This is a genomic window from Rhodococcus sp. 14-2496-1d (assembly GCF_002259365.1).
In the GTDB taxonomy this organism is placed as follows: domain Bacteria; phylum Actinomycetota; class Actinomycetes; order Mycobacteriales; family Mycobacteriaceae; genus Rhodococcoides.
The window spans coordinates 183806-208799 of sequence record NZ_NPFV01000029.1; the positions used below are offsets into that span (position 1 = coordinate 183806).

Below are 24994 nucleotides of genomic sequence, written 5' to 3' on the forward strand. Positions count from 1 at the left end.
GGTACAGTATCCCGCCCGTACGACTCTCCGCTGTACCGACCCGGCAGTCCGATTCGCTCCTGTCATGCGGCATCGACGGCGACCACACCGCGGCGCAGAGCCGCGATCGCCCGCGCCGCAGTGCGCGAGAGTTCCGGCTCCGGGGCCGCGAGCCGAACCTGATCCAACAGGTCGATCACCTGCCGACACCAGCGCACGAAGTCTCCGCCCGACAGTGCTTTGCCGTTGTCGCCCGCGGTGACGAGAGCATCGACCAACGAATGGTTCGACGCCCACTTGTAGATCGCCTTCACGAATCCCATGTCGGGCTCTCTCGTCGGCGGAAGCTTGTGCCGAACTTCGTCGGACCTCAACTCGTGCCACACCCGCACCGTCTCGGTCAGCGCGTGTCGAATCGGACCCGTCGGACCGTGCGGAGTGATATCGCCCTCCGACCTGGACTCGTAGACCACCGCCGAGACCACCGCCGCCAACTCTGCCGGAGAAAGGCCTTGCCACAGGCCGCCGCGCAGGCATTCGGCGACCAGGAGGTCGGACTCCGAATAGATCCGACTCAGCCGTGCGCCGTCGTCGGTGACCTTCGGATCCTTGCCTGCCGTCACGTACCCGCGGTCGGCGAGCAACGCCAGGATACGGTCGAACGTTCGGGCGAGGGAGTTCGTCGTCGCCGATACCTTCTGGCGCATCGTTTCGGTCTCCCGAGCCAGCCGGTTGTAGCGCTCACCGGTGCGGCCGAGCTCGTCGCGATCGGGGCGCGCGTGCACCGGATGCGATCGAATGGCTCTCCGAAGCGTGGCCAGTTCCTTGTCGTCCGCTGCGGTCGATTTGCGGCGGACTCGGTCCGACGGCTGCGAGATTCCGCGTGTGACCAGGGCGGCCGCGAGATCGCGCCGGGTCTTGGCGGTGCGATGATCGACGAAGCGCGGAAGGCGCATGGTGCCCAAAGACGTTGCAGGCGAAGGGAAGTCCGCTGCCGAAAGCCGCCCGGCCCATTTGTCCTCGGTCAGTACGAGCGGCCGCGGATCGGCCCGGTCGTCATCCGCCTCCAGGACCACCGCAAGACCGCTGCGGCGACCGGTCGGCACCGAGATCACGTCGCCGCGCCGCAAGGCACGGAGTGAATCGACTGCCTTGTCCCGTCGATCGGACCTGTTCTGGCGTTCGAGGGTCTTCTCACGATCCTTGAGCCGCTCACGCAGCCGCGCATACTCGAAATACTCGCCGTCGGGGCCGCCGAGGCGTGCCCCGAGCGCCTCCAACGTCTGCATGTTCTTCTCGATGCCGCGCACCATCCCGACGACGGACCGGTCGGCCTGGAACTGGGCGAATGACCGTTCGAGCAACAGACGCGAATCGGCCGCACCGAACTGTTCGATCAGGTTGATCGACATGTTGTATGCCGGCGCGAACGAACTGCGCAGCGGGAAAGTGCGGGTCGACGCCAGACCGGCGACCTCGGTCGGCTCCGTACCGGGCTGCCACAGCACGACGGCATGCCCCTCGACATCGATACCGCGCCGTCCGGCCCGGCCGGTCAGCTGGGTGTACTCCCCCGGCGTCAACTCGGCGTGTGTCTCACCGTTGAACTTGACCAGCTTCTCGAGCACGACGGTTCGAGCAGGCATGTTGATCCCGAGAGCCAACGTCTCGGTGGCGAAGACCGCCCGGACCAGGCCCTTGACGAACAACTCCTCGACGGTATGCCGAAAGACCGGCAACATCCCGGCGTGGTGAGCGGCGAATCCACGCTCGAGCGCGTCGCGCCACTCCCAGAAGCCCAGGACCTCCAGGTCCTCGCGTGGCAGCTCCGAGGTGTGCTTCTCGACGATGTACCGAATCTCCTCGGCCTGCTCGGGCGTGGTCAGCACCAGCCGCGAACGCATGCACTGGGTCAGCGCGCCGTCACAGCCTGCGCGGCTGAAGATGAATGTGATCGCCGGGAGCAGACCTTCTTCGTCGAGTTTGGCGATCACATCGGGTCGGGCCAGTGGGCGGTTGTTCGCTCCGCTGCCGTGACCGCCACCGCGACCTCCGCCGCCTGCCCGACCGCCTCGGCCTCTGCTGTGTGGTGCATGCCAGCGGTCCATCGAGTCGAGGGACTGACGTTGTTTGACGTGTCGTACGAGTTCCCGATCGACGACGATCTTCTGACTGCCGTCCGCCGACTGGGCTCGCGTGTCGAACAGATCGAACAATCGGCGACCCACCATGATGTGCTGCGACAGGGGTACTGGGCGGTTCTCGTCGACCACGACCGAGGTGTCTCCGCGGACCGTGCTCATCCAGGCACCGAACTCCTCGGCGTTGCTCACCGTGGCCGAGAGGCTGACCAGTCGAACGTCGTCGGACAGGTGCAGGATGACCTCTTCCCACACCGCGCCTCGGAAACGGTCGGCGAGGTAGTGCACCTCGTCCATGACGACGTGCGAGAGACCTCGCAATGCGTCCGAGGATGCGTAGAGCATGTTGCGCAGCACTTCGGTCGTCATTATGACGATGGGGGCATCGGGGTTGATCGACGAGTCTCCGGTCAGCAGCCCGACCGTGTCACGCCCGTACCGCGCGGTCAGCTCGGCGAACTTCTGGTTGCTGAGCGCCTTGATCGGGGTGGTGTAGAAGCACTTGCGCCCGGCGGCGAGCGCCAGGTGCACCGCGAATTCGCCGATGACGGTCTTGCCTGCACCGGTGGGGGCGCAGACCAGAACGCCGTGACCGTTCTCGAGTGCCGTACACGCGTCCACCTGGAACCGATCGAGCGGGAAACCGAGTTCGGACGAAAAGCGTTGCAGCTGGGTGGGTCGGGGGCTCGTCCCCGTATCGACGATCGGCTCGGTCATGCGATCGACCCGACGGTTCGGCCGCGCTCAGATCGTGTCGTCGTACTGTGCCTGCACTCGGGTCGCGGTACCGAAGCCGCTGGACGGCGGTGTCGGAGCGACGGCATCCGGTGACTCGATCGAACTTGCGCCGTCGATGCGCGTTGCTTCGTCATCTGACACATCACCCCATTCGTCTCTTCTCTTGCGCAACTTACGCTTGTCGTGAATCCGCGCAATCTGCACTGCCATCTCGAAGAGCACCGTCAACGCCAAGGCCAAGGCCAGCATCGAGAAAGGGTCCTGCCCCGGAGTCGCGATGGCCGCGAAGACGAACAGCCCGAAGATGAGACCTCGACGCCACGCCTTGAGTCGCTCGTAGGTGAGTACGCCGACGAAATTCAGGGCGACGACCAGCAACGGAATCTCGAAGCTGACGCCGAAGATGATGAGGAGGTTGATCAGGAATCCGAAGTACTGGTCACCGCTGAGCGCGGTGATCTGGACGTTGTCACCGATCGAGAGCAGGAAGTGCAGGCCCTTGGCCACCACGAAGTAGGCCAGGACGGCTCCGGTGACGAACAGCACCGCGGCTCCGGTCACGAACGAGACCGCGTATCGACGTTCGTTCGCGTACAGACCCGGGGTGATGAACGCCCAGATCTGATACAGCCAGATGGGACAGGCCAGGACGACACCGGCGGTGAACGCGACCTTGAATCGCAACAGGAACTGATCGAACGGCCCGGTCGCCAGCAGACGACACTGGTCGTCGTTGCTCAGATTCGCGCGGAGGCTCGGATCGAGCGTGCAGTAGGGACCTCGTAGGAGGTCGCCGAGGCTCTCGACGCCGACGATGGTGTGCGAGTACCAGAAGAACCCGAAAGCAGTCGTCAGCGCGACGGCGACCAACGACCACAGGAGCCGGGTTCGCAGCTCGTACAGGTGATCGACCAACGACATCGTGCCGTCGGGATTGACTCGGCGCTTGCTACGCCGCGGATCGAACGGAATGCGCATGGTGTTCTACGGTCAGCCTTCTTCGGTCGGACGACGGCGCGGAGCCGTCACCGACAGCAGTGAACCTTCGGTGCCACCTGGCACCGAAGGTGTGCTGAGCGGCCGTGCGCTCAGGCAGACTTCGCGTCGTGCTGGGTCTCGGTGTTCGGCTGCACGACAGGCGCAGGCGAAGGCAGCTGAGCGGGAGCGGTCGGCTGCTGCGCCGTCGCGGTGTCGGCGTCGGACTTGCCGTCGTTCTGCATCTCCTTCACCTCGCTCTTGAAGATGCGCAACGACCGGCCGAGTCCGCGAGCAGCCTCGGGCAGCTTCTTGGAACCGAACAGAATGATGACGACCACCGCAACGATGGCCCAGTGCCAAGGACTGGTGAATCCCATGCGAACCTCCTACAGATCAGATGAATCGAGCGTACCCGACCGCGGGCATCGCCTCCGGCAGCAGCGGGTGTCGGTTTGCCCCGTGTTCACGTGGGGACGGTGCCGTCCGCGCTGGTGGCATCGAGCTCGGCATACGCATCCAGGGCCGAGCGGGCACGATCGCGGACGGAGTTCACCAAGGATTCAGGTGCCAGTACCGTGACGCCGCCGCCGAAGCCCAAGGTCAATCGAGTCATCCACTGCAGCGTCGCGAACCTCATCGTGACCACGATGGAACCGTCGGCATCCGCGGCGACCTGCGTCATCGGGTAGTAGTCCAGAATCCAGGTGAAGGAGGGCGACACCTTCAGCCGCGCCTGCGAAAGCGAGGGATCGTCGTTGAAGATCTCGAAGGCGTCCTCGTCCTGCACCGATTCCGGAGGCGCGGCGGGTTCGTCGAGTTCGGTTGCCGAGTCGATGCGGTCGAATCGGAACAGCCGCACTCCCTCGGCGCTTCGGCACCACGCCTGGACGTAACTGTTGTCGTCGACGACGACCGTCCTGATCGGGTCCACGGTCCGTTCGGTGACGACATCCCGCGATGCGGAGTAGTAGGTCAGCTGCAGGGCATGCCGGTGACGCAGCGCAGAACGAACGGTACTCGAGACCGGTCCCTCCTCGGCACCTGCGCTGTCGTGATCCGACGAGAGCGGCACGTTGGCCGCAGCCGAGCCCGCTGCGGTCTCGATCTTCGCGATTGCGCGCTGAGCGGCGGACGGGTCGACCATGCCGGGCATGGACGTCAGGGATCGAAGCGCAACCAACAGGGCCGTCGCCTCGGTCGACGTCAGGCGCAGCGGTCGATCGATTCCGGCCGAGAACGTGACGTCGATGCTCTCCTCGGAGAACGACAGATCGATGAGATCACCCGGACCGTAACCGGGCAGACCACACATCCAGAGCTGATTGAGATCGGCCATCAACGTCGCCGTCGACACCCCCAGCTCACGCGCGGCCTCCTCGGCACTCAAGCCGGGATTGGCCATGAAGAACGGCACCATGTTGAGCAACCTGGCCAGCCGAACCGACAGTCGTGCGCTCATCGCTGGTTCTCCACGTCGGCCGCTGTCTGCAGGGTCGAGATCACGTCGGCGCGCAATTCCGCGGGTTCGAGAACCACCGCATCCGCGCCGTGACCGGCGATCAACCGCGAGACCCAATCCCAGGACCGCACGGGCACCTCGACGACCGTGCCGCTTCGGGTGCCGAGACTCTGCACGCCCACCACCGTTCCCATTCTGCGCAATTCCAGCGCCCTTCCGTCCTGCAGCCACACTCGGGCCGTGCCCGATACCGAGGACGTGCCCGCCACTCGGCGGACGATCTCCTGCAGATCGACACCGTCGGGCTTGCGGACGCTCTGCGGGGTGCCGAACGACTTGACCTCGTCGCCGATTCGGGACAGGCGAAACGTGCGGGTGTCGTCGCGGTCCACGTCGTGCCCCACCAGATACCAGCGGCCGCGAAACGTCACGACGCCCCACGGCTCGACGGTTCGGGTGGTGAACGGCTCGGTCAACGACGGGCGGTGTTGGAACCGTACCGACTTTCCGTCGTCGATCGCGGCCAGCAGGGCACCCAGGGCGGGTTCGGAGCCTCGGGTACGGGCGGGAACCGCGGTCACCGCTGCGGCGGACTCGTTCTGGTCGACCTGAATTCCGGCGGCGCGGAGTTTGAGCAACGCACTCTGTGCCGCCGAGGTGAGCTCCGGCGATTCCCACAGTTTGACCGCTACTGCGACGGCGGCCGATTCCTCGCTGGTGAGGTCGATGTCGGGAAGTTCGTAGGCATCGCGGTTGATGCGATAGCCCTCGACGCCGCCGAACCTGGTGGCGGTACCGGTTTCCAACGGGACACCGAGGTCACGCAGTTCGTTCTTGTCTCGCTCGAACATTCTGCTGAACGCTTCGTGGCTGGTGGAGTCGTCGTATCCGGCAACGCTCTCGCGGATCCACTCCGCGGTCAGGAACTGACGTGTCGACAGCAGACAGATGACCAGATTCATCAGGCGTTCGACTTTGGTGGTGGCCACGACAGTCGAGCCTAGTTGCTCACCGGTGGACGCAGCGGTAACGACCCGACTGCGTCCGGCACTACATCGACGCGATCAACCGTTCCACTCGCTCGTCGACCGATCGGAACGGGTCTTTGCAGAGCACGGTTCGCTGAGCCTGGTCGTTCAACTTCAGGTGTACCCAGTCGACGGTGAAGTCGCGACCCGCTTCCTGAGCGGCCGTGATGAATTCTCCGCGCAGCTTGGCCCTGGTGGTCTGCGGCGGCAGATCGACGGCCTCGTCGATCTGCTCGTCCTCGGTGACTCGCTTGGCCAGACCCTTGCGCTGCAGCAGATCGAACACTCCGCGGCCGCGCTTGATGTCGTGGTAGGCCAGGTCCAGCTGAGCGATCTTGGGATCGGACAGCTCCATCGAGTAACGGTCCTGGTAACGCTGGAACAGTTTGCGTTTGATGACCCAGTCGATCTCGGTGTCCACCTTCGCGAAATCCTGTGTCTCGATGGCGTCGAGCGTTCGTCCCCACAGGTCGACGACCTGCTCCACCTGAGTGTTCGGCTCGCGCGTCTTGAGATGCTCGACGGCTCGCGAGTAGTACTCGCGCTGGATATCGAGGGCGCTGGCCTGTCGTCCCCCGGCGAGTCGAACGGGGCGACGTCCGGTGAGATCGTGACTGACCTCGCGGATTGCGCGAATCGGATTGTCCAGCGCGAAATCTCGGAAGGACACGCCCGCCTCGATCATCTCGAGAACGAGGGCTGCTGTACCGACCTTGAGCATCGTCGAGGTCTCGGCCATGTTCGAGTCGCCCACGATGACGTGCAGTCGGCGGTACTTCTCGGCGTCGGCGTGCGGCTCGTCGCGCGTGTTGATGATCGGCCGCGAACGAGTGGTGGCCGAGGAGACGCCTTCCCAGATGTGCTCGGCGCGCTGCGACAGGCAGAACGTCGCAGCCTTCGGCGTCTGGAGCACCTTGCCAGCGCCACAGATCAACTGACGCGTGACCAGGAACGGCAGCAGAACGTCCGAGATTCGGGAGAACTCGCCGGCACGGTGGACGAGAAAGTTCTCGTGGCAGCCGTAGGAGTTACCCGCCGAGTCGGTGTTGTTCTTGAACAGATAGATATCGCCCCCGATGCCCTCTTCGGCCAGGCGCTGCTCGGCGTCGATCAGCAGGTCTTCCAGTACCCGCTCGCCTGCGCGGTCGTGGGTTACCAGCTGCAACAGACTGTCGCACTCGGCGGTGGCGTACTCGGGATGCGAGCCCACGTCGAGGTACAGGCGGGCTCCGTTGCGCAGAAATACATTCGAGCTGCGACCCCACGAAACGACTCGGCGGAACAGATAGCGAGCCACTTCGTCCGGACTCAGCCGTCGATGTCCGTGGAAAGTACATGTGACACCGAACTCTGTCTCGATGCCCATAATTCGTCGCTGCACACTTCGACACTACAACGCAACCCGCGGATCGATGTGTCGGAGCGCCCCGATGTCGTCCGTCCGTGAGGATGCCGTCGCACGTGCCTAGGCTGGGCGTCATGACATCCACGCGCACCCCGATCTCAACGGCCGTCCACGCGTGGGATCTGTCCCTGGTGGCACGAAGCGCCGCCCTGCGGCAGAGCAGAGCGGACGGTGGACTGCGTGCCCTGAGCAACGCCGCCGATCACGGTCGTCTGTGGCTCGGGGCGGCTGCGCTTCTCGTGGCCGCAGGTGGCCCGGCCCGACGCGGCGGCGTCCGGGGGCTGGTGGCGCTGGCCGGTGCGAGCTCCGTGGCGAACGGGCTGCTCAAACCGCTGTTCCCGCGGACTCGTCCCGATTCCGAGTCCGTTCCCGTCCTGCGTCAGGTTCTGGCTCCGCCGGTGTCGTCGTCGTTTCCCTCGGGCCACTCGGCGTCCGCAGCTGCGTTCGTCACAGCGGTGGCGATCGAATCCCCCGTCGCAGGCGTGCTGCTGGCACCCGTTGCGGCCGCGGTGTGTTACTCGAGGGTCCACGTGGGCGTGCACTGGCCGACGGACGTCATCGCCGGCGCCGCTCTCGGCTCGGCCATCGCGTTGTCCACTCGTCGGTGGTGGGCCGTGCGATCGGAAAAGCCTGCCGATCTCGGCTCCCCGGTCCAGGTCGAGCCACTGCCGGGCGGCCGGGGGCTACTGGTACTCGTCAATCCGGGGTCGGGCACCGATTCGGACGCGGTGCCCGATGCGATCCGTCGAGCACTTCCCGATGCCGATCTGTTCGTGCCGAATCCCGATCAGGACTTCAACGAGCAACTGGAGCAGCGCATTCGGAGCACGTCCCCACGTGCCCTCGGTGTCTGCGGTGGTGACGGAACCGTGGTCAGCGTCGCCGCATCCGCGGTGCGCAACGGATTACCGCTCGCAGCATTTCCGGGTGGCACCCTCAATCATTTCGCGCGCGACACCGGATTGACCGTCGTGCAGGACACCGCTGCCGCCGTGGAAGCGGGCACCGCCGAACTGGTCGACATCGCCGAGGTGTCCGTCGACGGCCGCAGTGTGTCGTTCGTCAACACCGCAACGTTCGGTGGCTACCCCGACTCGGTTCGGCTACGTCAGAAGTTGCAACGCCGAATCGGCAAATGGCCCGCGGCCGCCATCGCGATGACGCGGGTCCTGGCGGCTGCGGAACCACTGAACATCGGACTCGACGGCACCGAGCAGTCGGTCTGGATGCTCTTCGTCGGCAACGGCAATTATGTACCGGCCGACCAAGTACCCATGTCTCGCAGCAGTATTCACACCGGCACCCTCGATGTCCGGTTTCTTCCGTCCGAGCCGAAAGCGTCCAGAACCAGACTGCTGTGGGCAACGTTGACCGGCACCCTCGGGTCCTCGCCCGCCTACGTCCGTCGAGCGGTGAAGGAGTTGACCGTCGAGGTGGAGGGTGCCCCCGTTGCCCTCGCGGCCGACGGCGAAGTGGTGGGCGACGGACGAAGGTTCGAGTTCACCAGTGACAAGAACGGCCTCGCGCTCTACCGAAAGCGATAGCGCGCGAGGCCGAACGAGTGTCGGGACCATCGGTCAGGACGGCGGTGCACCTTCGGTGTCGGGTGCCGTCTCGACCGCTGCAGTCGGCGCCGGCAACATGTCCTCCAGCGCAGCCCCGGCAATGCGTCTGAACGCTCGTCGCGGCCGCGCCTGGTCCAGCACCGCGACCTCGAGCGCCGACACCTCGAGAACCTTCTTCTCCGGCTCGCCGCCCGCCGCGGGCGGCGCAGTCGGGCCTGCCGTGAGTGCGTCGACGGCCACACGTACCGCGTCTGCCAGGTCCAGCCCGGCGCGATAGGTGTCCTTCAGTGCGGCCACGATCGGCTCGGTCGTCCCGCCCATGACGACGAAATCCTGCTCGTCGACGATGGATCCGTCGTAGGTGATGCGGTAGAGCTGCGTGGCGATCGGCTCGTCCTGGTGCGACACCTCCGCGACACAGATCTCGACCTCGTACGGCTTGAGCTGCTCGGTGAAGATCGTGCCGAGTGCTTGCGCGTACGTCTTGGCAAGCGAACGGCCGGTCACGTCGCGCCGATCGTAGGTGTAGCCCTTGATATCGGCGTGCTGGATACCGGCCTTGCGCAGGTTCTCGAACTCGTTGTACTTGCCCACGGCCGCGAAGCCGATCCGGTCGTAGAGTTCGCTCACCTTGTGCAACGCGGTCGAACGGTTCTCGGCGACGAAGAGGACCCCGTCCGCATACGTCAGCACGATGACGCTGCGGCCGCGGCCGATTCCCTTGCGCGCCAACTCCGAACGATCGCGCATGATCTGTTCGGCAGATGCGTAGTACGGCATCGTCATGGTGCGCTACCCCCTTCGCTCACTTGCTGGCCGGCCCGAGTGTGGTGCTCGGCACCACCGGAATGCGCTGCACTCTCCGTCCGCTCCGCGAGAACCGACCGAGCTGCAGCCGAAATCCTCTCGTGTGCAACGTCGTCCGCCCCAACACTGGTGATGGCAACTGCCGTCGGGTAGATCCCGCGGGTGACGTCAGGACCGCCTGTGGCCGAGTCGTCGTCGGCGGCGTCGTACAGCGACTCCACCGCTGCACGAATCGCCTCCTCCTCGGTCATTCCGGGGCGATAGAGCTTCTTGAGCGCGGACTTGGCGAACAACGATCCCGATCCCACGGCGTGGTAACCCGAACGCTCCTCGTATCGCCCGCCGACCACGTCGTAGGAGACGATGCGTCCGGCTCGATCCGGGTCCGAGATGTCGATGTCGAATCCGACCAGCAACGGGACGGCGGCGAGCCCTTGCATCGCGGCACCGAGGTTGCTTCGCACCATCGACGACAGCTTGTTCGCCTTGCCGTTGAACGTGAGCGGCACGCCTTCGATCTTCTCGTAGTGCTCGAGTTCGACGGCGAAGAGCCGAACCAGCTCGATCGCGATGCCCGCGGTACCGGCGATACCCGCGGCGGAGTAGTCGTCGGTGACGTAGACCTTCTGCATGTCGCGGTTGGCGATCAGATTGCCCTGCGTGGCTCGCCGGTCACCCGCGATCAGAACGCCGCCTGCGTAGGTCAGTGCAACGATCGTCGTCCCGTGTGGAGCGATCCCGGACTTGTCCGAGCCGCCGTTCGCAGTGTTGGTCGCCAGATCCGCCGCGATACCGCTCTCGGGCAACAGATGAGGGGCGTGCCGACGAAGATAATCGGAGAACGACGAGCTGCTCGTCCCGAATGGGATCGCCGTTCCGTCGCCTGCCGACCGTGGGTCCGAACGATCCACCGTCACTGGCCGCCCTTCTGAACGTAGGCGCGGACGAAGTCCTCGGCGTTTTCCTCGAGCACGTCGTCGATCTCGTCGAGAAGGTCGTCGGTCTCCTCGGCCAGCTTCTCGCGTCGTTCCTGACCACCGGCTCCGGTGTCGCCGGGAACCTCATCGTCGTCGCCGCCGCCAGAGCGCCGTGTCTGCTCCTGTGCCATAGTCGCCGACCTCCTCCGTGTATCGAGAAAACAGATCTACTGCACTCTCACCGGTCGATCCGAGGTGCACCGTCGTGGATGTGCAAGTGCAACCGAACGTTCCGCCGAAAGTGCACGGACCTTTACCCTACCGACTGACCGACTCCGCCGGTCGACAAGACACCGCCTTTGGTCGGCGTCGGTCCCGGGGTGCGTCAGTTGGTGAGCTGATCGACGAGCTCTGCGGCGCTGTCGACCGACTCCAGCAGTGCACCGACGTGCGATTTGGTGCCCCGGAGCGGCTCGAGAGTCGGGATGCGAACGAGGGAGTCACCGCCGAGATCGAAGATGACCGAGTCCCAGCTCGCCGCAGCGATGTCTGCCCCGAACTTGCGCAGGCACTCGCCGCGGAAGTACGCCCTCGTGTCCTCCGGCGGCGTGCCGACGGCATCGAGCACCTGCTGTTCGGTGACCAGTCGATCCATCGACCCACGAGCGACCAGCCGGTTGTACAGGCCTTTGTCCAGCCGAACATCGGAGTACTGCAGGTCGACCAGATGCAGTCGCGGAGCCGACCACCCGAGCCCCTCGCGCTGGCGGAATCCCTCCAGCAGGCGCAGTTTCGCGGGCCAGTCCAGCAGATGGGCGCACTCCATCGGATCCCGCTCGAGAAGGTCGAGGACCATGGCCCACTTGTCGAGCACGTCGAGTGCGCGCGCATCGTCACTGCCCTCGGCAGCGACGAACTTGGCAACGCGCTGGTGGTAGATCCGCTGCAGCGCAAGCCCGGTCAGTTCGCGGCCGTCGGCGAGAGCGACGGCCTTGCGCAGCGTCGGATCGTGGCTGATCTGATGGACTGCGGTCACCGGCCTGGCCAGCTGCAGATCGGACAGGTCGACGCCGGCTTCGATGATGTCGAGCACGAGCGCTGTGGTGCCGACCTTGAGGTAGGTCGACATCTCGGCGAGATTGGCGTCGCCGATGATGCAGTGCAGGCGGCGATACTTGTCCGCGTCCGCGTGCGGTTCGTCGCGCGTGTTGATGATGCCGCGTTTGAGGGTGGTCTCGAGGCCCACCTCCACCTCGATGTAATCCGCCCGCTGCGAGAGCTGGAAGCCTGCTTCGTCGCCGGACTGGCCGATTCCGACGCGTCCGGACCCGGTGATGACCTGCCTCGAAGCGAAGAACGGCGACAGACCCGCGATGACCGCCGAGAACGGCGTCTCGCGCGACATCAGGTAGTTCTCGTGAGTGCCGTACGACGCGCCCTTACCGTCGACGTTGTTCTTGTACAGCTGCAGGCGCGGCGCTCCCGGGACGCTCGACGCATGGCGGGCTGCGGCTTCCATCACCCGCTCGCCTGCCTTGTCCCAGATGACTGCGTCCAGCGGGTCACGTACCTCCGGAGCCGAGTACTCGGGGTGGGCGTGATCGACGTACAGGCGAGCACCGTTGGTGAGAATCATGTTGGCTGCGCCGATCTCGTCGGCGTCGATCACCGGTGCGGGGCCACTGAAGCGTCCGAGGTCGAAGCCGCGAGCGTCACGCAGAGGCGATTCGACCTCGTAGTCCCAGCGCGTGCGCTTGGCCCGGGGAACTCCGGCGGCCGCCGCGTAGGCGAGCACTGCCTGGGTCGACGTCAGGATCGGGTTGGCGGTGGGTTCGGTGGGCGAAGAAATGCCGTACTCGACCTCGATACCGATGATGCGCTGCATGTGTCGAGCCTAGACGTCGACCGAAGAGCGCTTTCGGGGCGCGCCCTGTGCGGACGCGCCCCGAAAGTGGTGTTCGACGAAGCTACAGGTACTGGCCGGTGTTGGCCTCGGTGTCGATCGCCCGGCTCGCGCTGGCGTTCTTGCCGGTGACCAGCGTGCGAATGTAGACGATCCGCTCGCCCTTCTTGCCGGAGATTCGAGCCCAGTCGTCCGGGTTCGTGGTGTTCGGCAGGTCTTCGTTCTCGGCGAACTCGTCGACGATGGAGTCGAAGAGATGCTGAATCCGCAGACCGCTGTTTCCGGTTTCGAGTACCGACTTGATGGCGTACTTCTTCGCGCGGTCCACGATGTTCTGGATCATGGCCCCGGAGTTGAAGTCCTTGAAGTACAGAACCTCCTTGTCGCCGTTGGCATACGTCACCTCGAGGAAGCGGTTGTCGTCGCTTTCGGCGTACATGCGCTCGACGACGCGGTCGATCATCCCTCGGATGCAGGCTGCGCGGTCTCCAGCGAACTCCGCGACGTCGTCGGCGTTGACCGGCAGCGAATCGGTCAGGTACTTGGAGAAGATGTCCTGTGCCGATTCGGCGTCGGGCCGCTCGATCTTGATCTTGACGTCCAGGCGACCGGGCCGCAGGATCGCGGGGTCGATCATGTCCTCACGGTTGGAGGCACCGATCACGATGACGTTCTCCAGCCCCTCGACGCCGTCGATCTCGGCGAGCAGCTGCGGAACGACCGTCGTCTCGACGTCGGACGAGACGCCCGAACCGCGGGTTCGGAAGATCGAGTCCATCTCGTCGAAGAACACGATGACCGGGGTGCCCTCGGACGCCTTCTCCCGTGCGCGCTGGAAGATCATGCGGATGTGCCGCTCGGTCTCGCCGACGAACTTGTTGAGCAGTTCGGGGCCCTTGATGTTGAGGAAGAACGACTTCGCTTCCTTGGCGTCCTGCCCGCGGGCCTCGGCGATCTTCTTGGCCAACGAATTGGCAACGGCCTTGGCGATCAACGTCTTTCCACAACCGGGAGGGCCGTAGAGCAGCACACCCTTGGGCGGACGCAGGGAGTACTCGCGGAACAGATCCTTGTGCAGGAACGGAAGTTCGACGGCGTCGCGAATCTGCTCGATCTGTCGCCCGAGGCCACCGATGTCCTCGTATCCGACGTCCGGCACCTCTTCGAGGACCAGGTCCTCCACCTCGGCCTTGGGGACACGTTCGAAGGCGTAGCCGGCCTTGGTGTCGACGAGCAAGGAGTCGCCGGGGCGAAGTTTGCGGGACGGTTCGTCCGGGTCGATCGGACCCTCGTCGTTGACCATGTCGATCAACGGCTTGGCCAGCCACACGACTCGTTCCTCGTCGGCGTGACCGACGACGAGTGCCCTCGACCCGTCGCCCAGAAGCTCACGCAGAGTGCTGATCTCGCCGACCTGGTCGAAGGTGCAGGCCTCGACGATGGTCAACGCTTCGTTCAGTCGCACCGTCTGTCCCGGTGCGAGTGAATCGGCCTCGATGTTCGGTGAACACGTCAGCCTCATCTTGCGTCCCGAGGTGAACACGTCGACCGTGCCGTCCTCGAACACGCTCAGCAGAACGCCGTAGCCGCTCGGTGGTTGGCCGAGGCGATCCACCTCCTCCCGGAGCGCGATGAGCTGCTGTCTCGCCTCTTTGAGGGTGTCCATCAGTTTCGCGTTGCGCAGAGACAGTGAATCGACGCGACCTTCGAGTTCGCGTACCTGCTCGGGGGACTCCCCCAGTTGACGGCGCAGCGAAGCAGCTTCGGCTCGCACGGCGTCCAGTTCGGCTCTGGCCGCGGCCACATCCGGATTGTCTGTTGAGCTCATGAGCGACTCCTCCCAGTGACGATCTATCAACGCTACCGGCACCGGCCCGAATGTGCGGACCGACACCACGATCGGGACGTGTGAGCACTGCGTCTCGACCGCACCGAGCGTCGGTCGAATTCATGTTAGCCTCACCTGACCAAACAGCGGACCGACCACGGAATCAGGGGCTTCACCAGTGAAGATGCGTAATTTCTCGGTAGCTGTCGCGCTCGCGACGGCGGTGATGTCGGTAGCCGGGTGCAGCTCGGCCGATGAATCCGATCAGACCGATCACAATTCGACGTCGGTCGCCGAGAGCAGCGTTCCGGCAGCCGATGCGCCCGCCGTCGCGCCGCCGACATCCGGTGAACTCGAAGCATCTCTGCTGCAATTGGTGGCCCCGAACGTCGACGCGGCGACGAAGGCGGCGTCGGTCGAGAACGGGCAGGCACGCCTGACCAACCTCGAAACGATGACCGCGGCCCTGGCGAACTACGGCGCGATCACGTTCGAGGTCGCCGAACCGACGGTCGAGGGCGAGACGTCGACCGCCGACGTCGCGATCGCCACCCCTCGGGGAACGGCAGCTCCGGCCCCTCAGACCTGGGTGCTGATCGATGGCGACTGGAAGCTCTCCGATGCCAGCACCTGCCGGATTCTCGCAATGGGACAGGCTCCCTGCGCCTAGACCGAGAGGTCGGAATCCCCGCCGACGCCGATCGTCAGCCCTTGCCGGATCGACGCTGCGGCTTCGGCGTGACAGTGCCCTCGGCGAGGCGTCGAACACTCACGAGGAATGCGGTATGCCCCTGCATCCGATGCTCGGGCCGAACCGCCAGTCCCACGACGTGCCAACCGCGCACCATCGACTCCCACGAACGGGGTTCGGTCCAGCATTCCTGTGCGCGTAGGGCTTCGACGACCTTGGACAGCTGCGTCACCGTCGCGACGTAGACCAACAGCACTCCGCCCGGAACGAGAGCTTTCGATACGGCGGGCAGTGCGTCCCAGGGGGCCAGCATGTCGAGAACCACCCGATCCACCTGCTCCCCCGGTCGATCGACACCGAACCGATCCACGTCGGCCACCGTCAGGTGCCAGTTGGACGGCCGCTCGCCGAAGAACGTCTCGACGTTCTTGATCGCGTAGTCGGCATGGTCCTGGCGGATCTCGTAGGAGATGACCGTTCCTTCCGTACCCACCGCACGCAGCAGCGAGCACGTCAGAGCGCCCGATCCGGCACCGGCCTCGAGTACGCGGGCTCCGGGGAACATGTCGCCCTCGTGGACGATCTGGGCTGCGTCCTTGGGGTAGATGACCTGCGCGCCACGCGGCATCGACAGCACGTAGTCGGTCAACAGCGGCCGAAGCGCGAGGTAGGGGGTGCCGTTGACGGACGTGACGACGCTGCCCTCGTCGGCCCCGAGCAGTTTGTCGTGGGTGATCCCGCCCCGGTGCGTGTGGAATTCCTTGCCCGCCTCGAGCACCACCGTGTAGTGACGGCCCTTGCCGTCGGTGAGCTGGACTCGGTCTCCGACGCGGAACGGACCGCTGCGGGCGGGTCCGGTCGGTACCGGCTCGACGGGCATCCGGTCGTCGATCGTCGTAGCGTCGTCGAGTTCGATCTCGTCGACGGTCGCGGTGACCACCTCGTCTGCACCTGGAGCCGGAACGTCGACGATCGCGTCGACCTCGGAACCGTCGCTCGCCGCGGACGCGGAATCACCGAAGGACACAGCATCATCGGACGGCACAGCGGAACCTGCTTTCGTTGCTCTGTTCGACGCCCGACCTGTTGGTCCGACACCTGGGACGACTCGACGTGCCAGACTACGGCCTTGACCGAAGATGTCGGACCAACGGCATAGTCTCGCAGTCGTGAGTATTTCCGTGTCGACGCCCATCGACTTGCCTCTACTCGACCTCGGCGACAGCGCGCGACCGCCGCTGGCGGTGCCGAGCCCCCGCAGCACGCCGGCGTTGTCGCCCTCCCGCGCAGGCGATTTCAAGCAGTGTCCTCTCCTCTACCGCTTTCGCGCGGTCGACCGCATTCCGGAGGTCTCCACCGAAGCTCAGGTCAAGGGAACTGTGGTGCATGCCGCACTGGAGGCTCTCTACGCGTTGCCTGCGCAGGACCGAGTGCCGGCGACTGCGCGCGACCTGGTGGATCCGGCGTGGGAGCGAGTGGTTGCCCAGTCGCCTGCCATCGAGTCGTTGGTTCCGGCCGACGAGCGGACGGCTTTTCTCGATCGCGCTCGGGCTCTGGTCGCCGGATACTACGAACTCGAGGACCCCACTCACTTCGAGCCCGAGTCCTGCGAGCAACGGGTGGAGATCGATCTGGACGACGGCACGCCGCTTCGGGGATTCATCGATCGAATCGACGTCGCACCCAACGGCATGATTCGCGTCGTCGACTACAAAACCGGTCGGGCACCGCGGGAGTTCACCGAGTCCAAGGCGCTGTTCCAGATGAAGTTCTACGCCCTGATGATCATGCGCATGCGCGGCGTCGTTCCGGCGCAACTGAAATTGATGTATCTGGCCGACAAGCAGGAACTGACCTACGCTCCGGACGAAGACGAGCTGCGCAGGTTCGAGCGCATGCTGTCTGCCATCTGGAAAGCGATTCTGGCTGCAGGCGAGACCGGTGACTTCCGCGCCAAGAAGGGCGCACTGTGCAAGTGGTGCGACCACCAGGCCCTGTGCCCCGAGTTCGGCGGCACTCCCCCGCCGTATCCGGGTTGGCCGCAGACGGCCCAGGCTTCTGCGGTGGCCGAGCAGTGACGATTCCGAACGCCTTCTTCGTCCCCGCCGGTGTCGGCAGTGAAGGCCACGAGAGGGTCACCGCCACCGAGCACACCGTCAGCCTGTGGGCACCGACGATGCAGCACGGGGCACCGCCGTCCGCCCTGTTGGTCCGTGCACTCGAGCGCGTCGACGCGCGCGAGGACACCCGGATCAGTCGGGTGGCCGTGGACATCCTCGGACCGGTTCCGGTCGGCGACATCGAGATCCGAGCATGGACGGAGCGTCCCGGTACCAACATCGAGCTCGTCGTGGCGGAACTCTGGGCGGCCGGTGCCTCGGGAACTGCGCGCGCTGTCGCCCGGGGCAGCGCATGGCGTATGCGCACCACGCCGACGGACGACGTGGCTCACTCGGGCGATCCGGTGATGCGACCGGTGAGCGACGGTGTCGACTACACCTTCGGTGGCACCTGGTCGTCGGGTTATCTCGACGCCGTCGAGTTCAAGATCCTCACCGGACTCGGAGCCGACGGACCGGGTGAGATCTGGGCCAGGCCCACACCCGTTCTCGTGCAGGGTGAATCGATGACGCCCCTGGAACGACTCTTCTCGATTGCGGATATCGCCAACGGCATCGGCGCGAAACTGCCGATCGACGAATGGACGTTCTTGAACACCGACCTGACGGTGCACGTATTCAGGGTGCCGCAGGGTGAATGGGTAGGAGTCTCGGCGGAGACCTCCACCGGTCCCGACGGTATCGCCATGTGTGCAGGCACGCTCAGCGATGAACTGGGACCGGTCGGGCGCATCGCGCAGACGGTATTGGTTCGGCGTCGCACCTGACGAGCGAGAACGATCGGGGGCACCCGCGGCGCGCACGCAACGCGCGAAACGACCCGTCGGCTGACCGGACTCAGAATGCTCGGCAGGACCTGATGTCGGAAGCGAGGATCGCCTTGGCACCCAGCTCGGCGAGCTGATCCATGACGTTGTTGTGAACCTTGCGAGAAACCATGGCGCGCACGGCAACCCAGTTGTCGTCGACCATCGGGGCGAGGGTCGGCGATTCGATTCCCGGGGTGATCTTCACGGCCTCGTCGAGGATCGCCTTGGGGCAGTCGTAATCGAGCATCAGGTACTGCTGCGCGAAGACGACGCCCTGGACACGGGCGATGAGTTGCTTGCGTGCGGAGTCGGTGCCCGGAGCGCCTGCTCGTTCGATCAACACACCCTCCGAATCGCAGAGAGATTCGCCGAAGGCCACGAGGTTGTTCTGACGCAACGACCGTCCCGACTCCACCACGTCGGCGATCGCGTCGGCCACACCGAGCTGGATGGAGATCTCGACCGCACCGTCGAGGCGGATGACCGTAGCCTCGAGTCCTCTGGCGGCCAGATCCTTACGCACCAGGTTGGGATAGGACGTGGCGATGCGCAGTCCGCCCAGGTCCTCGGGTGCCCACTGCTTGCCCGCGGGTGCGGCGTAGCGGAAGGTCGATCGGCCGAACCCGAGTGCCAGCCGTTCCTCGACCGCGGCACCGGAATCGAGCGCCAGGTCGCGTCCGGTGATACCCAGATCCAATTGCCCGGATCCGACGTAGATCGCGATGTCCTTGGGGCGGAGAAAGAAGAACTCGACGCCGTTCGCCGGATCGAGAACCGTCAGGTCCTTCGAGTCGCTTCGGCGTCGGTAGCCGGCTTCACTGAGAATTTCGGCGGCGGACTCGGAGAGAGCGCCCTTGTTGGGTACGGCTACGCGCAGCATGGAGTGTCCTTGTTCGACGAGTTCGTGAGCGACAAGCGGATCGAACTCACAGATGTTTGTAGACGTCCTCGAGTTCGAGGCCTCTGCCCACCATCATCACCTGGACCCAGTAGAGAAGCTGCGAAATCTCCTCGGCGAGCGCCTCGTCGCTCTCGTGCTCGGCAGCGATCCACACTTCACCTGCTTCTTCGAGGACCTTCTTGCCCTGGAAATGAACTCCAGCGTCCAACGCTGCGACGGTGCCCGAACCCTCAGGACGGGTCTTCGAGCGATCGGTGAGCTCGGCGAACAGCGAATCGAAAGTCTTCACGACTGGATATTCTTTCACGTCGTCACTCGGGTACACGAATACGGTCGAGATTAGGGCGTTCGGCCCGACCAGGCCCGGCGAACGTCCTCGGCAGTGAGTCCGACGAGACCGTCGCGAATCGTGTATCCGGGTGCCGCCTGCACTGCGATCTCGGAGGGAACCACCAACACCGGACACCCCGCCGTGTGGGCAGAGAGCGATCCGGTGGGCGAATCCTCGACCGCAAGGCACGACGCGGCCTCGAGTCCGAGCAACGCAGCACCGCGCAGGTACGGTGCCGGGTGCGGTTTGCCTGCCTCGACCTCGTCGCCGGTGACGGTGATATCGAAGTACTCGCGGCCCAGGGTGTCCAGTGCCCGCTCGACCAGACCGCGTTCGGTGTTGGTGACCAGCCCAGTGGACAGGCCCATCTCGCGCACGAGCGCAAGGGCGTCCTTGGCACCTGGTCGCCACGGAATCCCCTCGGCGAACAGGTCTCCGACGCGGGCGGTCAGCCATTCGCGCCCCTCGGCCAGATGATCGTCGGTGACCTCCACCGAGGCGTTGGCCAGCACCTTGCTCAGCGCGTCCCGCATCGAGTTACCGAGGGTGCTCTCGCGTACTTCCGCGCTGAGTTCGGTTCCCAGGGAGCGGGAGTACTCACCGATAGCGACGTCCCAGATCTTCTCCGAGTCGAGCAGTGTGCCGTCCATGTCCCACAGGACACCGTGCAGGTGAGTTGGACTAGACATTGAAGTACTTGGCCTCCGGGTGATGAAGCACGAATGCATCGGTCGACTGTTCGGGGTGCAGCTGCAGTTCCTCGGAGAGCTTCACGCCGATCCGCTCGGGTTCGAGAAGCGCGGCGAGCTTGATGCGGTCCTCGAGATCCGGGCAGGCTCCGTAACCGAACGAGTAACGCGCACCGCGATATTCGAGTTTGAAGAAGCCTTCGGCCTCGGTGGGATCCTCCGAGGCAACGGAATTGCCGTCGGACAGTTTCAGTTCCTCGCGTACCCGGCGATGCCAGTACTCGGCCAAGGCCTCGGTGAGCTGAACTCCGATTCCGTGGACCTCGAGGTAGTCGCGGTACGAGTCGGCAGCGAACAGCTCGTTGGCGAAGTCCGCGATGGGCTGACCCATCGTCACCAGGTTCATCGGCAGAACATCGACCTGGCCCGATTCCCGTGCAGCCGAACGCGATCGAACGAAGTCCGCGATGCACAGGAACCGGTCGCGGTGCTGACGCGGGAACGTGAATCGGAAGCGTTCGGGCGCGTCGGGTTCGGGTTCGGTGAGCACGACGACGTCGTCGCCCTCGGACACCGCCGGGAAGTATCCGTACACCAACGCCGCATGCGCGAGGATGCCGTCGGTGCTCAGGCGATCCAGCCAATAACGCAGGCGCGGTTTGCCTTCCGATTCCACCAGATCCTCGTACGTGGCACCTTCGCCCTTACGTGCACCGCGCAGACCCCACTGCCCCAGGAACAGAGCCCGCTCGTCGAGCAGCCCCGAGTACTCCGACAGCGACACGCCCTTGACGATGCGCGTGCCCCAGAAGGGTGGCACCGGGATGTCGATATCGGCAGCGACATCGGATCGCTCGGGCACGACCACCGGTGCCTCGGCGGCCTTGCGCTTCTCGGCGATTCGCTTGGAGCGCTCGTGACGTTCCTTGCGCTCGGCCGCCTTGGCCTTCGCGGCGAGTGCCTCGGGGCTGTCCGGAGCCGGACCGCCGCCACGCTTGGTGGTCATGATGGTGTCCATCAACCGAAGACCTTCGAACGCGTCTCGCGCATAGTGCACGTCGCCTTCGTAGACGTCCTGCAGATCGTTCTCGACATAGGACCGCGTCAGCGCGGCTCCGCCGAGGAGCACCGGGAATTGCTCGGCGACACCGCGCGAGTTGAGTTCGATCAGGTTGTCCTTCATGACCACCGTCGACTTCACCAGCAGCCCGGACATGCCGATCACGTCGGCGCGCTTGTCGATCGCGGCTTCCAGAATGGTCGAAATCGGTTGCTTGATACCGAGATTGACCACCTCGTAGCCGTTGTTGCTCAATATGATGTCGACGAGGTTCTTGCCGATGTCGTGCACGTCGCCCTTGACGGTACCGAGCACGATGCGGCCCTTGCCGTCGTCGTCGGTCGCCTCCATGTGCGGCTCGAGATACGCCACAGCAGCTTTCATCACCTCGGCGGAGGCGAGCACGAACGGCAGCTGCATCTGCCCGGAGCCGAACAGCTCGCCCACGGTCTTCATCCCCGAGAGCAACGTCTCGTTGATGATCTCGAGCGGCGGCTTCTCGGTCATCGCGGTGTCGAGATCGGCGTCGAGGCCGTTGCGTTCACCGTCGACGATGCGCCGTTCGAGTCGCTCGAACAGCGGCAGTCGGCCGAGTTCCTCGGCGCGGGATTCGCGAGCGGAGGCCGCGGAGACGCCCTCGAAGAGCTGCATGAGCTTCTGCAGCGGGTCGTAGCCCTCACTGCGGCGGTCGTACACCAGGTCGAGTGCCGTCTCGCGCTGCTCGTCGGGAATCTTGTTCATCGGCAAGATCTTCGACGCGTGCACGATGGCGGTATCGAGACCGGCCTGCGTGCATTCGTGCAGGAACACCGAGTTGAGCACCTGGCGTGCAGCGGGATTGAGGCCGAACGAGATGTTCGACAGCCCGAGGGTGGTGTGCACCTTCGGGTACTTCTCCTTGAGCTGCCGGATCGCCTCGATGGTCTCGATGCCGTCGCGTCGCACCTCTTCCTGGCCCGTCGAGATCGGGAAGGTGAGGGTGTCGACGATGATGTCCTCGTGGCGCAGGCCCCAGTTCTCGGTGATGTCGGTGATCAACCGGTCCGCGACTCGCACCTTCCACTCGGCCGTACGTGCCTGTCCTTCTTCGTCGATGGTCAGAGCGACGACAGCGGCACCGTGCTCCTTGACCAGACGCATGATCTTCTGGAACCGCGAGTCGGGCCCGTCGCCGTCCTCGTAGTTGACCGAGTTGACCGCGCTGCGGCCACCGAGGTGCTCCAACCCTGCTTCCAGGACGGCAGGTTCGGTGGAGTCGAGCATGATCGGCAGGGTCGACGCGGTCGCCAGGCGGCTGGCCAACGCGGCCATGTCTGCGGCACCGTCGCGACCGACGTAGTCGACGTTGAGATCGAGCATGTGGGCACCGTCGCGCGTCTGATCCTTGGCGATGTCGAGGCACTTCTCGTAGTCCTCGGCGAGCATCGCGTCGCGAAATGCCTTGGACCCGTTGGAGTTGGTGCGCTCACCGATCATCAGGATGCTCGCATCCTGTTCGAACGGAACGGCGGTGTACAGCGAGGACACGCCCGGCTCGGGTGCAGGCCGACGTTCCAGTTTCGTTGCCCCGTGGACCATGTCGGCAACCTGGCGGATGTGTTCGGGCGTGGTGCCACAGCAACCGCCGACCAGAGCCAACCCGTACTCGTTGACGAAACCGCTCAGAGCCTCGGCCAGTTCGGGGGCGGTCAGGGGGTACTCGGCACCCTTCGCGCCCAGCGTCGGCAGGCCGGCGTTGGGCATGACCGACACCGGAAGTCGTGAATGCTTGGACAGATGCCGCAGATGCTCGCTCATCTCGGCCGGACCGGTCGCACAATTGAGCCCGATCATGTCGATACCGAGGGGTTCGAGTGCGGTCAGTGCGGCACCGATCTCGCTGCCGACGAGCATCGCGCCCGTCGTCTCGACGGTGACGTGGGTGATGATCGGGATGCGGACGCCGAGGCGGTCCATCGCATGCTGACTGCCGATGATCGCAGCCTTGACCTGCAGTAGATCCTGGCAGGTCTCGACCAGGATGGCATCGGCACCGCCGTCGATCATGCCGAGGGCGGCCTCGGTGTACGCGTCGCGCAGTCGGGCGAAGGGAGCGTGTCCGAGGGTGGGGAGCTTGGTGCCCGGGCCCATCGAGCCCAGCACGTAGCGGCCCATTCCATCGCGGCCGGGGCCCATCTCGTCGGCGGTCTCGCGCGCGAGACGGGTGCCCTTCTCCGCGAGTTCACGGATGCGGTCCTCGATGTCGTAGTCGGCGAGGTTCGGCAGGTTGCACCCGAAGGTGTTGGTCTCGACGGCGTCCGCGCCTGCCGCGAAGTACTCGCGGTGGATCTCCCGCAGGACATCCGGCCGGGTGTCGTTGAGGATTTCGTTGCAGCCTTCGAGACCGATGAAGTCGTCGAGAGTCAGCTCGGCATCCTGGAGCATCGTGCCCATCGCGCCGTCGCCGATGACAACGCGACGTGAAATCGCATCGAGCAGACTGGGCTTGTGTTCAGCGGGCATCACTACAGAGTAGTGGGCACCGATGTTACGTCGGGTCGTAGGCTGTCGTGGTGAGTCCCCGAAACCTCGATGGCCAGTCCCCGATCGACGACGGTACCGAAAATACGGACATTTCAGGTGCCGGATCGGATGTGCCTCTCGATGCTGCATTGATCGAGGCCGTCCACGACGCTGTGGCCAACGCCACAGATCCCGACGATCTCGATGATCTCGACGACGACATTCCCGAGTTGCGCTCCCCGATCCTGGTGGCTGCCTTCGAGGGGTGGAACGACGCAGGCGATGCGGCCAGCGGTGCGATCGAACATCTGGAGCTGATCTGGGACGCCAGCCCGTTGGCCGAGCTGGACTCCGAGGACTACTACGACTACCAGGTCAACCGCCCGACCGTCCGCCAGGTGGACGGCGTCACTCGCGAGATCGAGTGGCCGTCGACGCGGCTGTCGGTGTGTTCGCCTCCCGGCAGCTCACGCGATGTGGTGCTGCTGCGCGGAATCGAGCCGAACATGCGCTGGCGCAGCTTCTGCGACGACCTGCTCGAATTCGTCGAACAGCTCGGCGTCGAGACCGTGGTGATCCTGGGAGCCCTGCTGGCCGACACCCCACACACCAGGCCCGTTCCGGTGACCGGTACCGCCTACAGCACCGAGTCGGCCGAACAGTTCAACCTCGAACAGACCCGCTACGAGGGACCGACCGGAATCACCGGCGTGCTGCAGGACGAGTGCGTCAAGGCCGGGGTGCCCGCGGTCTCCTTCTGGGCTGCTGTTCCCCACTACGTCTCTCAGCCGCCCAACCCGAAGGCGACCGTGGCGCTGCTGCAGCGGGTCGAGGACGTGCTCGACATCGAGGTACCTCTCGGCGAACTGCCGACCCAGGCCGAGGAATGGGAAGAGGCGGTGACCGAGATGACGAAGGAAGACGAGGAGATCAGCGAATACGTCCGCAGCCTCGAGGAGCGCGGCGACGCCGAGGTGGACATGTCCGATGCGATCGCCAAGATCGACGGCGACGCCATCGCGGCCGAGTTCGAGAAATACCTGAGGCGACGCGGTCCGGGCAACTTCGGACTCTGACCGACCGCACACGAGGGACCGGGAGCCGGTGAGGTCTTTCTGATCCCGACGTAACGTCACCGCAGCG

Annotated in this window: 21 protein-coding genes; 5 read left to right on the forward strand and 16 right to left on the reverse strand. The window is 65.1% G+C overall.

What is annotated here, in order from left to right:
* Window positions 1–62: 62 nt before the first annotated feature.
* The 6 genes from CH296_RS22225 to pafA form a co-directional block, all read right to left on the reverse strand.
* Complete coding sequence (locus CH296_RS22225) at window positions 63–2837, reverse strand: RNA helicase (RefSeq protein WP_045195196.1); 2775 nt, start codon at window positions 2835–2837, stop codon at window positions 63–65.
* A 27-nt stretch (window positions 2838–2864) separates the two neighbouring features.
* On the reverse strand, window positions 2865–3836 hold the full coding sequence (gene tatC / locus CH296_RS22230) for a twin-arginine translocase subunit TatC (protein ID WP_094685774.1): 972 nt from the start codon (window positions 3834–3836) through the stop codon (window positions 2865–2867).
* A 110-nt stretch (window positions 3837–3946) separates the two neighbouring features.
* Window positions 3947–4213 (reverse strand): Sec-independent protein translocase subunit TatA, encoded by a 267-nt coding sequence (gene tatA / locus CH296_RS22235; RefSeq protein ID WP_032398077.1) that lies wholly within the window; start codon window positions 4211–4213, stop codon window positions 3947–3949.
* An 86-nt stretch (window positions 4214–4299) separates the two neighbouring features.
* The gene (locus CH296_RS22240; RefSeq protein WP_094629982.1) at window positions 4300–5295 is read right to left on the reverse strand and encodes a YafY family protein; all 996 of its coding nucleotides are present in this window, start codon (window positions 5293–5295) and stop codon (window positions 4300–4302) included.
* Window positions 5292–6284, reverse strand: coding sequence for a YafY family protein (locus tag CH296_RS22245; protein ID WP_032398075.1), 993 nt, complete (start codon window positions 6282–6284; stop codon window positions 5292–5294). The genes CH296_RS22240 and CH296_RS22245 overlap by 4 nt, the downstream gene beginning before the upstream one ends.
* Before the next feature lie 61 nt (window positions 6285–6345).
* Window positions 6346–7704 (reverse strand): Pup--protein ligase, encoded by a 1359-nt coding sequence (pafA, locus tag CH296_RS22250; protein WP_179277796.1) that lies wholly within the window; start codon window positions 7702–7704, stop codon window positions 6346–6348.
* Between the two features lie 98 nt (window positions 7705–7802).
* Between pafA and CH296_RS22255 the strand changes: the two genes are divergently transcribed.
* Window positions 7803–9272: a bifunctional phosphatase PAP2/diacylglycerol kinase family protein gene (locus CH296_RS22255; RefSeq protein WP_094629984.1), complete on the forward strand. Its 1470-nt coding sequence runs from the start codon at window positions 7803–7805 to the stop codon at window positions 9270–9272.
* A 33-nt stretch (window positions 9273–9305) separates the two neighbouring features.
* On the opposite strand, the gene prcA is transcribed toward CH296_RS22255, so the two are convergent.
* The 5 genes from prcA to arc form a co-directional block, all read right to left on the reverse strand.
* Window positions 9306–10079 (reverse strand): proteasome subunit alpha, encoded by a 774-nt coding sequence (prcA, locus tag CH296_RS22260; RefSeq protein WP_032398072.1) that lies wholly within the window; start codon window positions 10077–10079, stop codon window positions 9306–9308.
* Window positions 10076–11017, reverse strand: a complete 942-nt coding sequence (gene prcB / locus CH296_RS22265; protein ID WP_032398071.1) for a proteasome subunit beta — start codon at window positions 11015–11017, stop codon at window positions 10076–10078. The genes prcA and prcB overlap by 4 nt, the downstream gene beginning before the upstream one ends.
* The gene (locus CH296_RS22270) at window positions 11014–11208 is read right to left on the reverse strand and encodes a ubiquitin-like protein Pup (protein ID WP_008716348.1); all 195 of its coding nucleotides are present in this window, start codon (window positions 11206–11208) and stop codon (window positions 11014–11016) included. Before CH296_RS22270 ends, prcB begins: the two co-directional genes overlap by 4 nt.
* A 194-nt stretch (window positions 11209–11402) precedes the next feature.
* Window positions 11403–12902, reverse strand: coding sequence for a depupylase/deamidase Dop (gene dop, locus CH296_RS22275; RefSeq protein ID WP_032398070.1), 1500 nt, complete (start codon window positions 12900–12902; stop codon window positions 11403–11405).
* 82 nt (window positions 12903–12984) lie between these two features.
* Complete coding sequence (arc, locus tag CH296_RS22280; protein WP_045199741.1) at window positions 12985–14748, reverse strand: proteasome ATPase; 1764 nt, start codon at window positions 14746–14748, stop codon at window positions 12985–12987.
* A gap of 184 nt (window positions 14749–14932) precedes the next feature.
* Between arc and CH296_RS22285 the strand changes: the two genes are divergently transcribed.
* Window positions 14933–15418 (forward strand): hypothetical protein, encoded by a 486-nt coding sequence (locus CH296_RS22285; protein ID WP_094685937.1) that lies wholly within the window; start codon window positions 14933–14935, stop codon window positions 15416–15418.
* Between the two features lie 34 nt (window positions 15419–15452).
* Here CH296_RS22285 and CH296_RS22290 read toward each other — a convergent pair whose 3' ends face one another.
* Window positions 15453–16319: a tRNA (adenine-N1)-methyltransferase gene (locus tag CH296_RS22290; RefSeq protein ID WP_045199744.1), complete on the reverse strand. Its 867-nt coding sequence runs from the start codon at window positions 16317–16319 to the stop codon at window positions 15453–15455.
* 358 nt (window positions 16320–16677) lie between these two features.
* Between CH296_RS22290 and CH296_RS22295 the strand changes: the two genes are divergently transcribed.
* Complete coding sequence (locus CH296_RS22295) at window positions 16678–17517, forward strand: RecB family exonuclease (protein WP_094630092.1); 840 nt, start codon at window positions 16678–16680, stop codon at window positions 17515–17517.
* The gene (locus tag CH296_RS22300) at window positions 17514–18326 is read left to right on the forward strand and encodes a thioesterase family protein (RefSeq protein WP_094629986.1); all 813 of its coding nucleotides are present in this window, start codon (window positions 17514–17516) and stop codon (window positions 18324–18326) included. Before CH296_RS22295 ends, CH296_RS22300 begins: the two co-directional genes overlap by 4 nt.
* A 70-nt stretch (window positions 18327–18396) precedes the next feature.
* On the opposite strand, the gene hisG is transcribed toward CH296_RS22300, so the two are convergent.
* The 4 genes from hisG to metH are packed head-to-tail and all read right to left on the reverse strand — an operon-like array spanning window position 18397 to window position 23851.
* Entirely contained in the window at window positions 18397–19248 is an 852-nt protein-coding gene (hisG, locus tag CH296_RS22305) for an ATP phosphoribosyltransferase (RefSeq protein WP_032398069.1), read from the reverse strand.
* Between the two features lie 46 nt (window positions 19249–19294).
* Complete coding sequence (locus CH296_RS22310; protein WP_032398466.1) at window positions 19295–19558, reverse strand: phosphoribosyl-ATP diphosphatase; 264 nt, start codon at window positions 19556–19558, stop codon at window positions 19295–19297.
* Between the two features lie 50 nt (window positions 19559–19608).
* Window positions 19609–20289, reverse strand: a complete 681-nt coding sequence (locus tag CH296_RS22315) for an HAD family phosphatase (RefSeq protein ID WP_032398068.1) — start codon at window positions 20287–20289, stop codon at window positions 19609–19611.
* Entirely contained in the window at window positions 20282–23851 is a 3570-nt protein-coding gene (metH, locus tag CH296_RS22320; protein ID WP_032398067.1) for a methionine synthase, read from the reverse strand. Before metH ends, CH296_RS22315 begins: the two co-directional genes overlap by 8 nt.
* Before the next feature lie 173 nt (window positions 23852–24024).
* On the opposite strand from metH, the gene CH296_RS22325 reads away from it, so the two are divergent.
* Window positions 24025–24927 (forward strand): PAC2 family protein, encoded by a 903-nt coding sequence (locus CH296_RS22325; protein ID WP_032398465.1) that lies wholly within the window; start codon window positions 24025–24027, stop codon window positions 24925–24927.
* Window positions 24928–24994 lie beyond the last annotated feature (67 nt).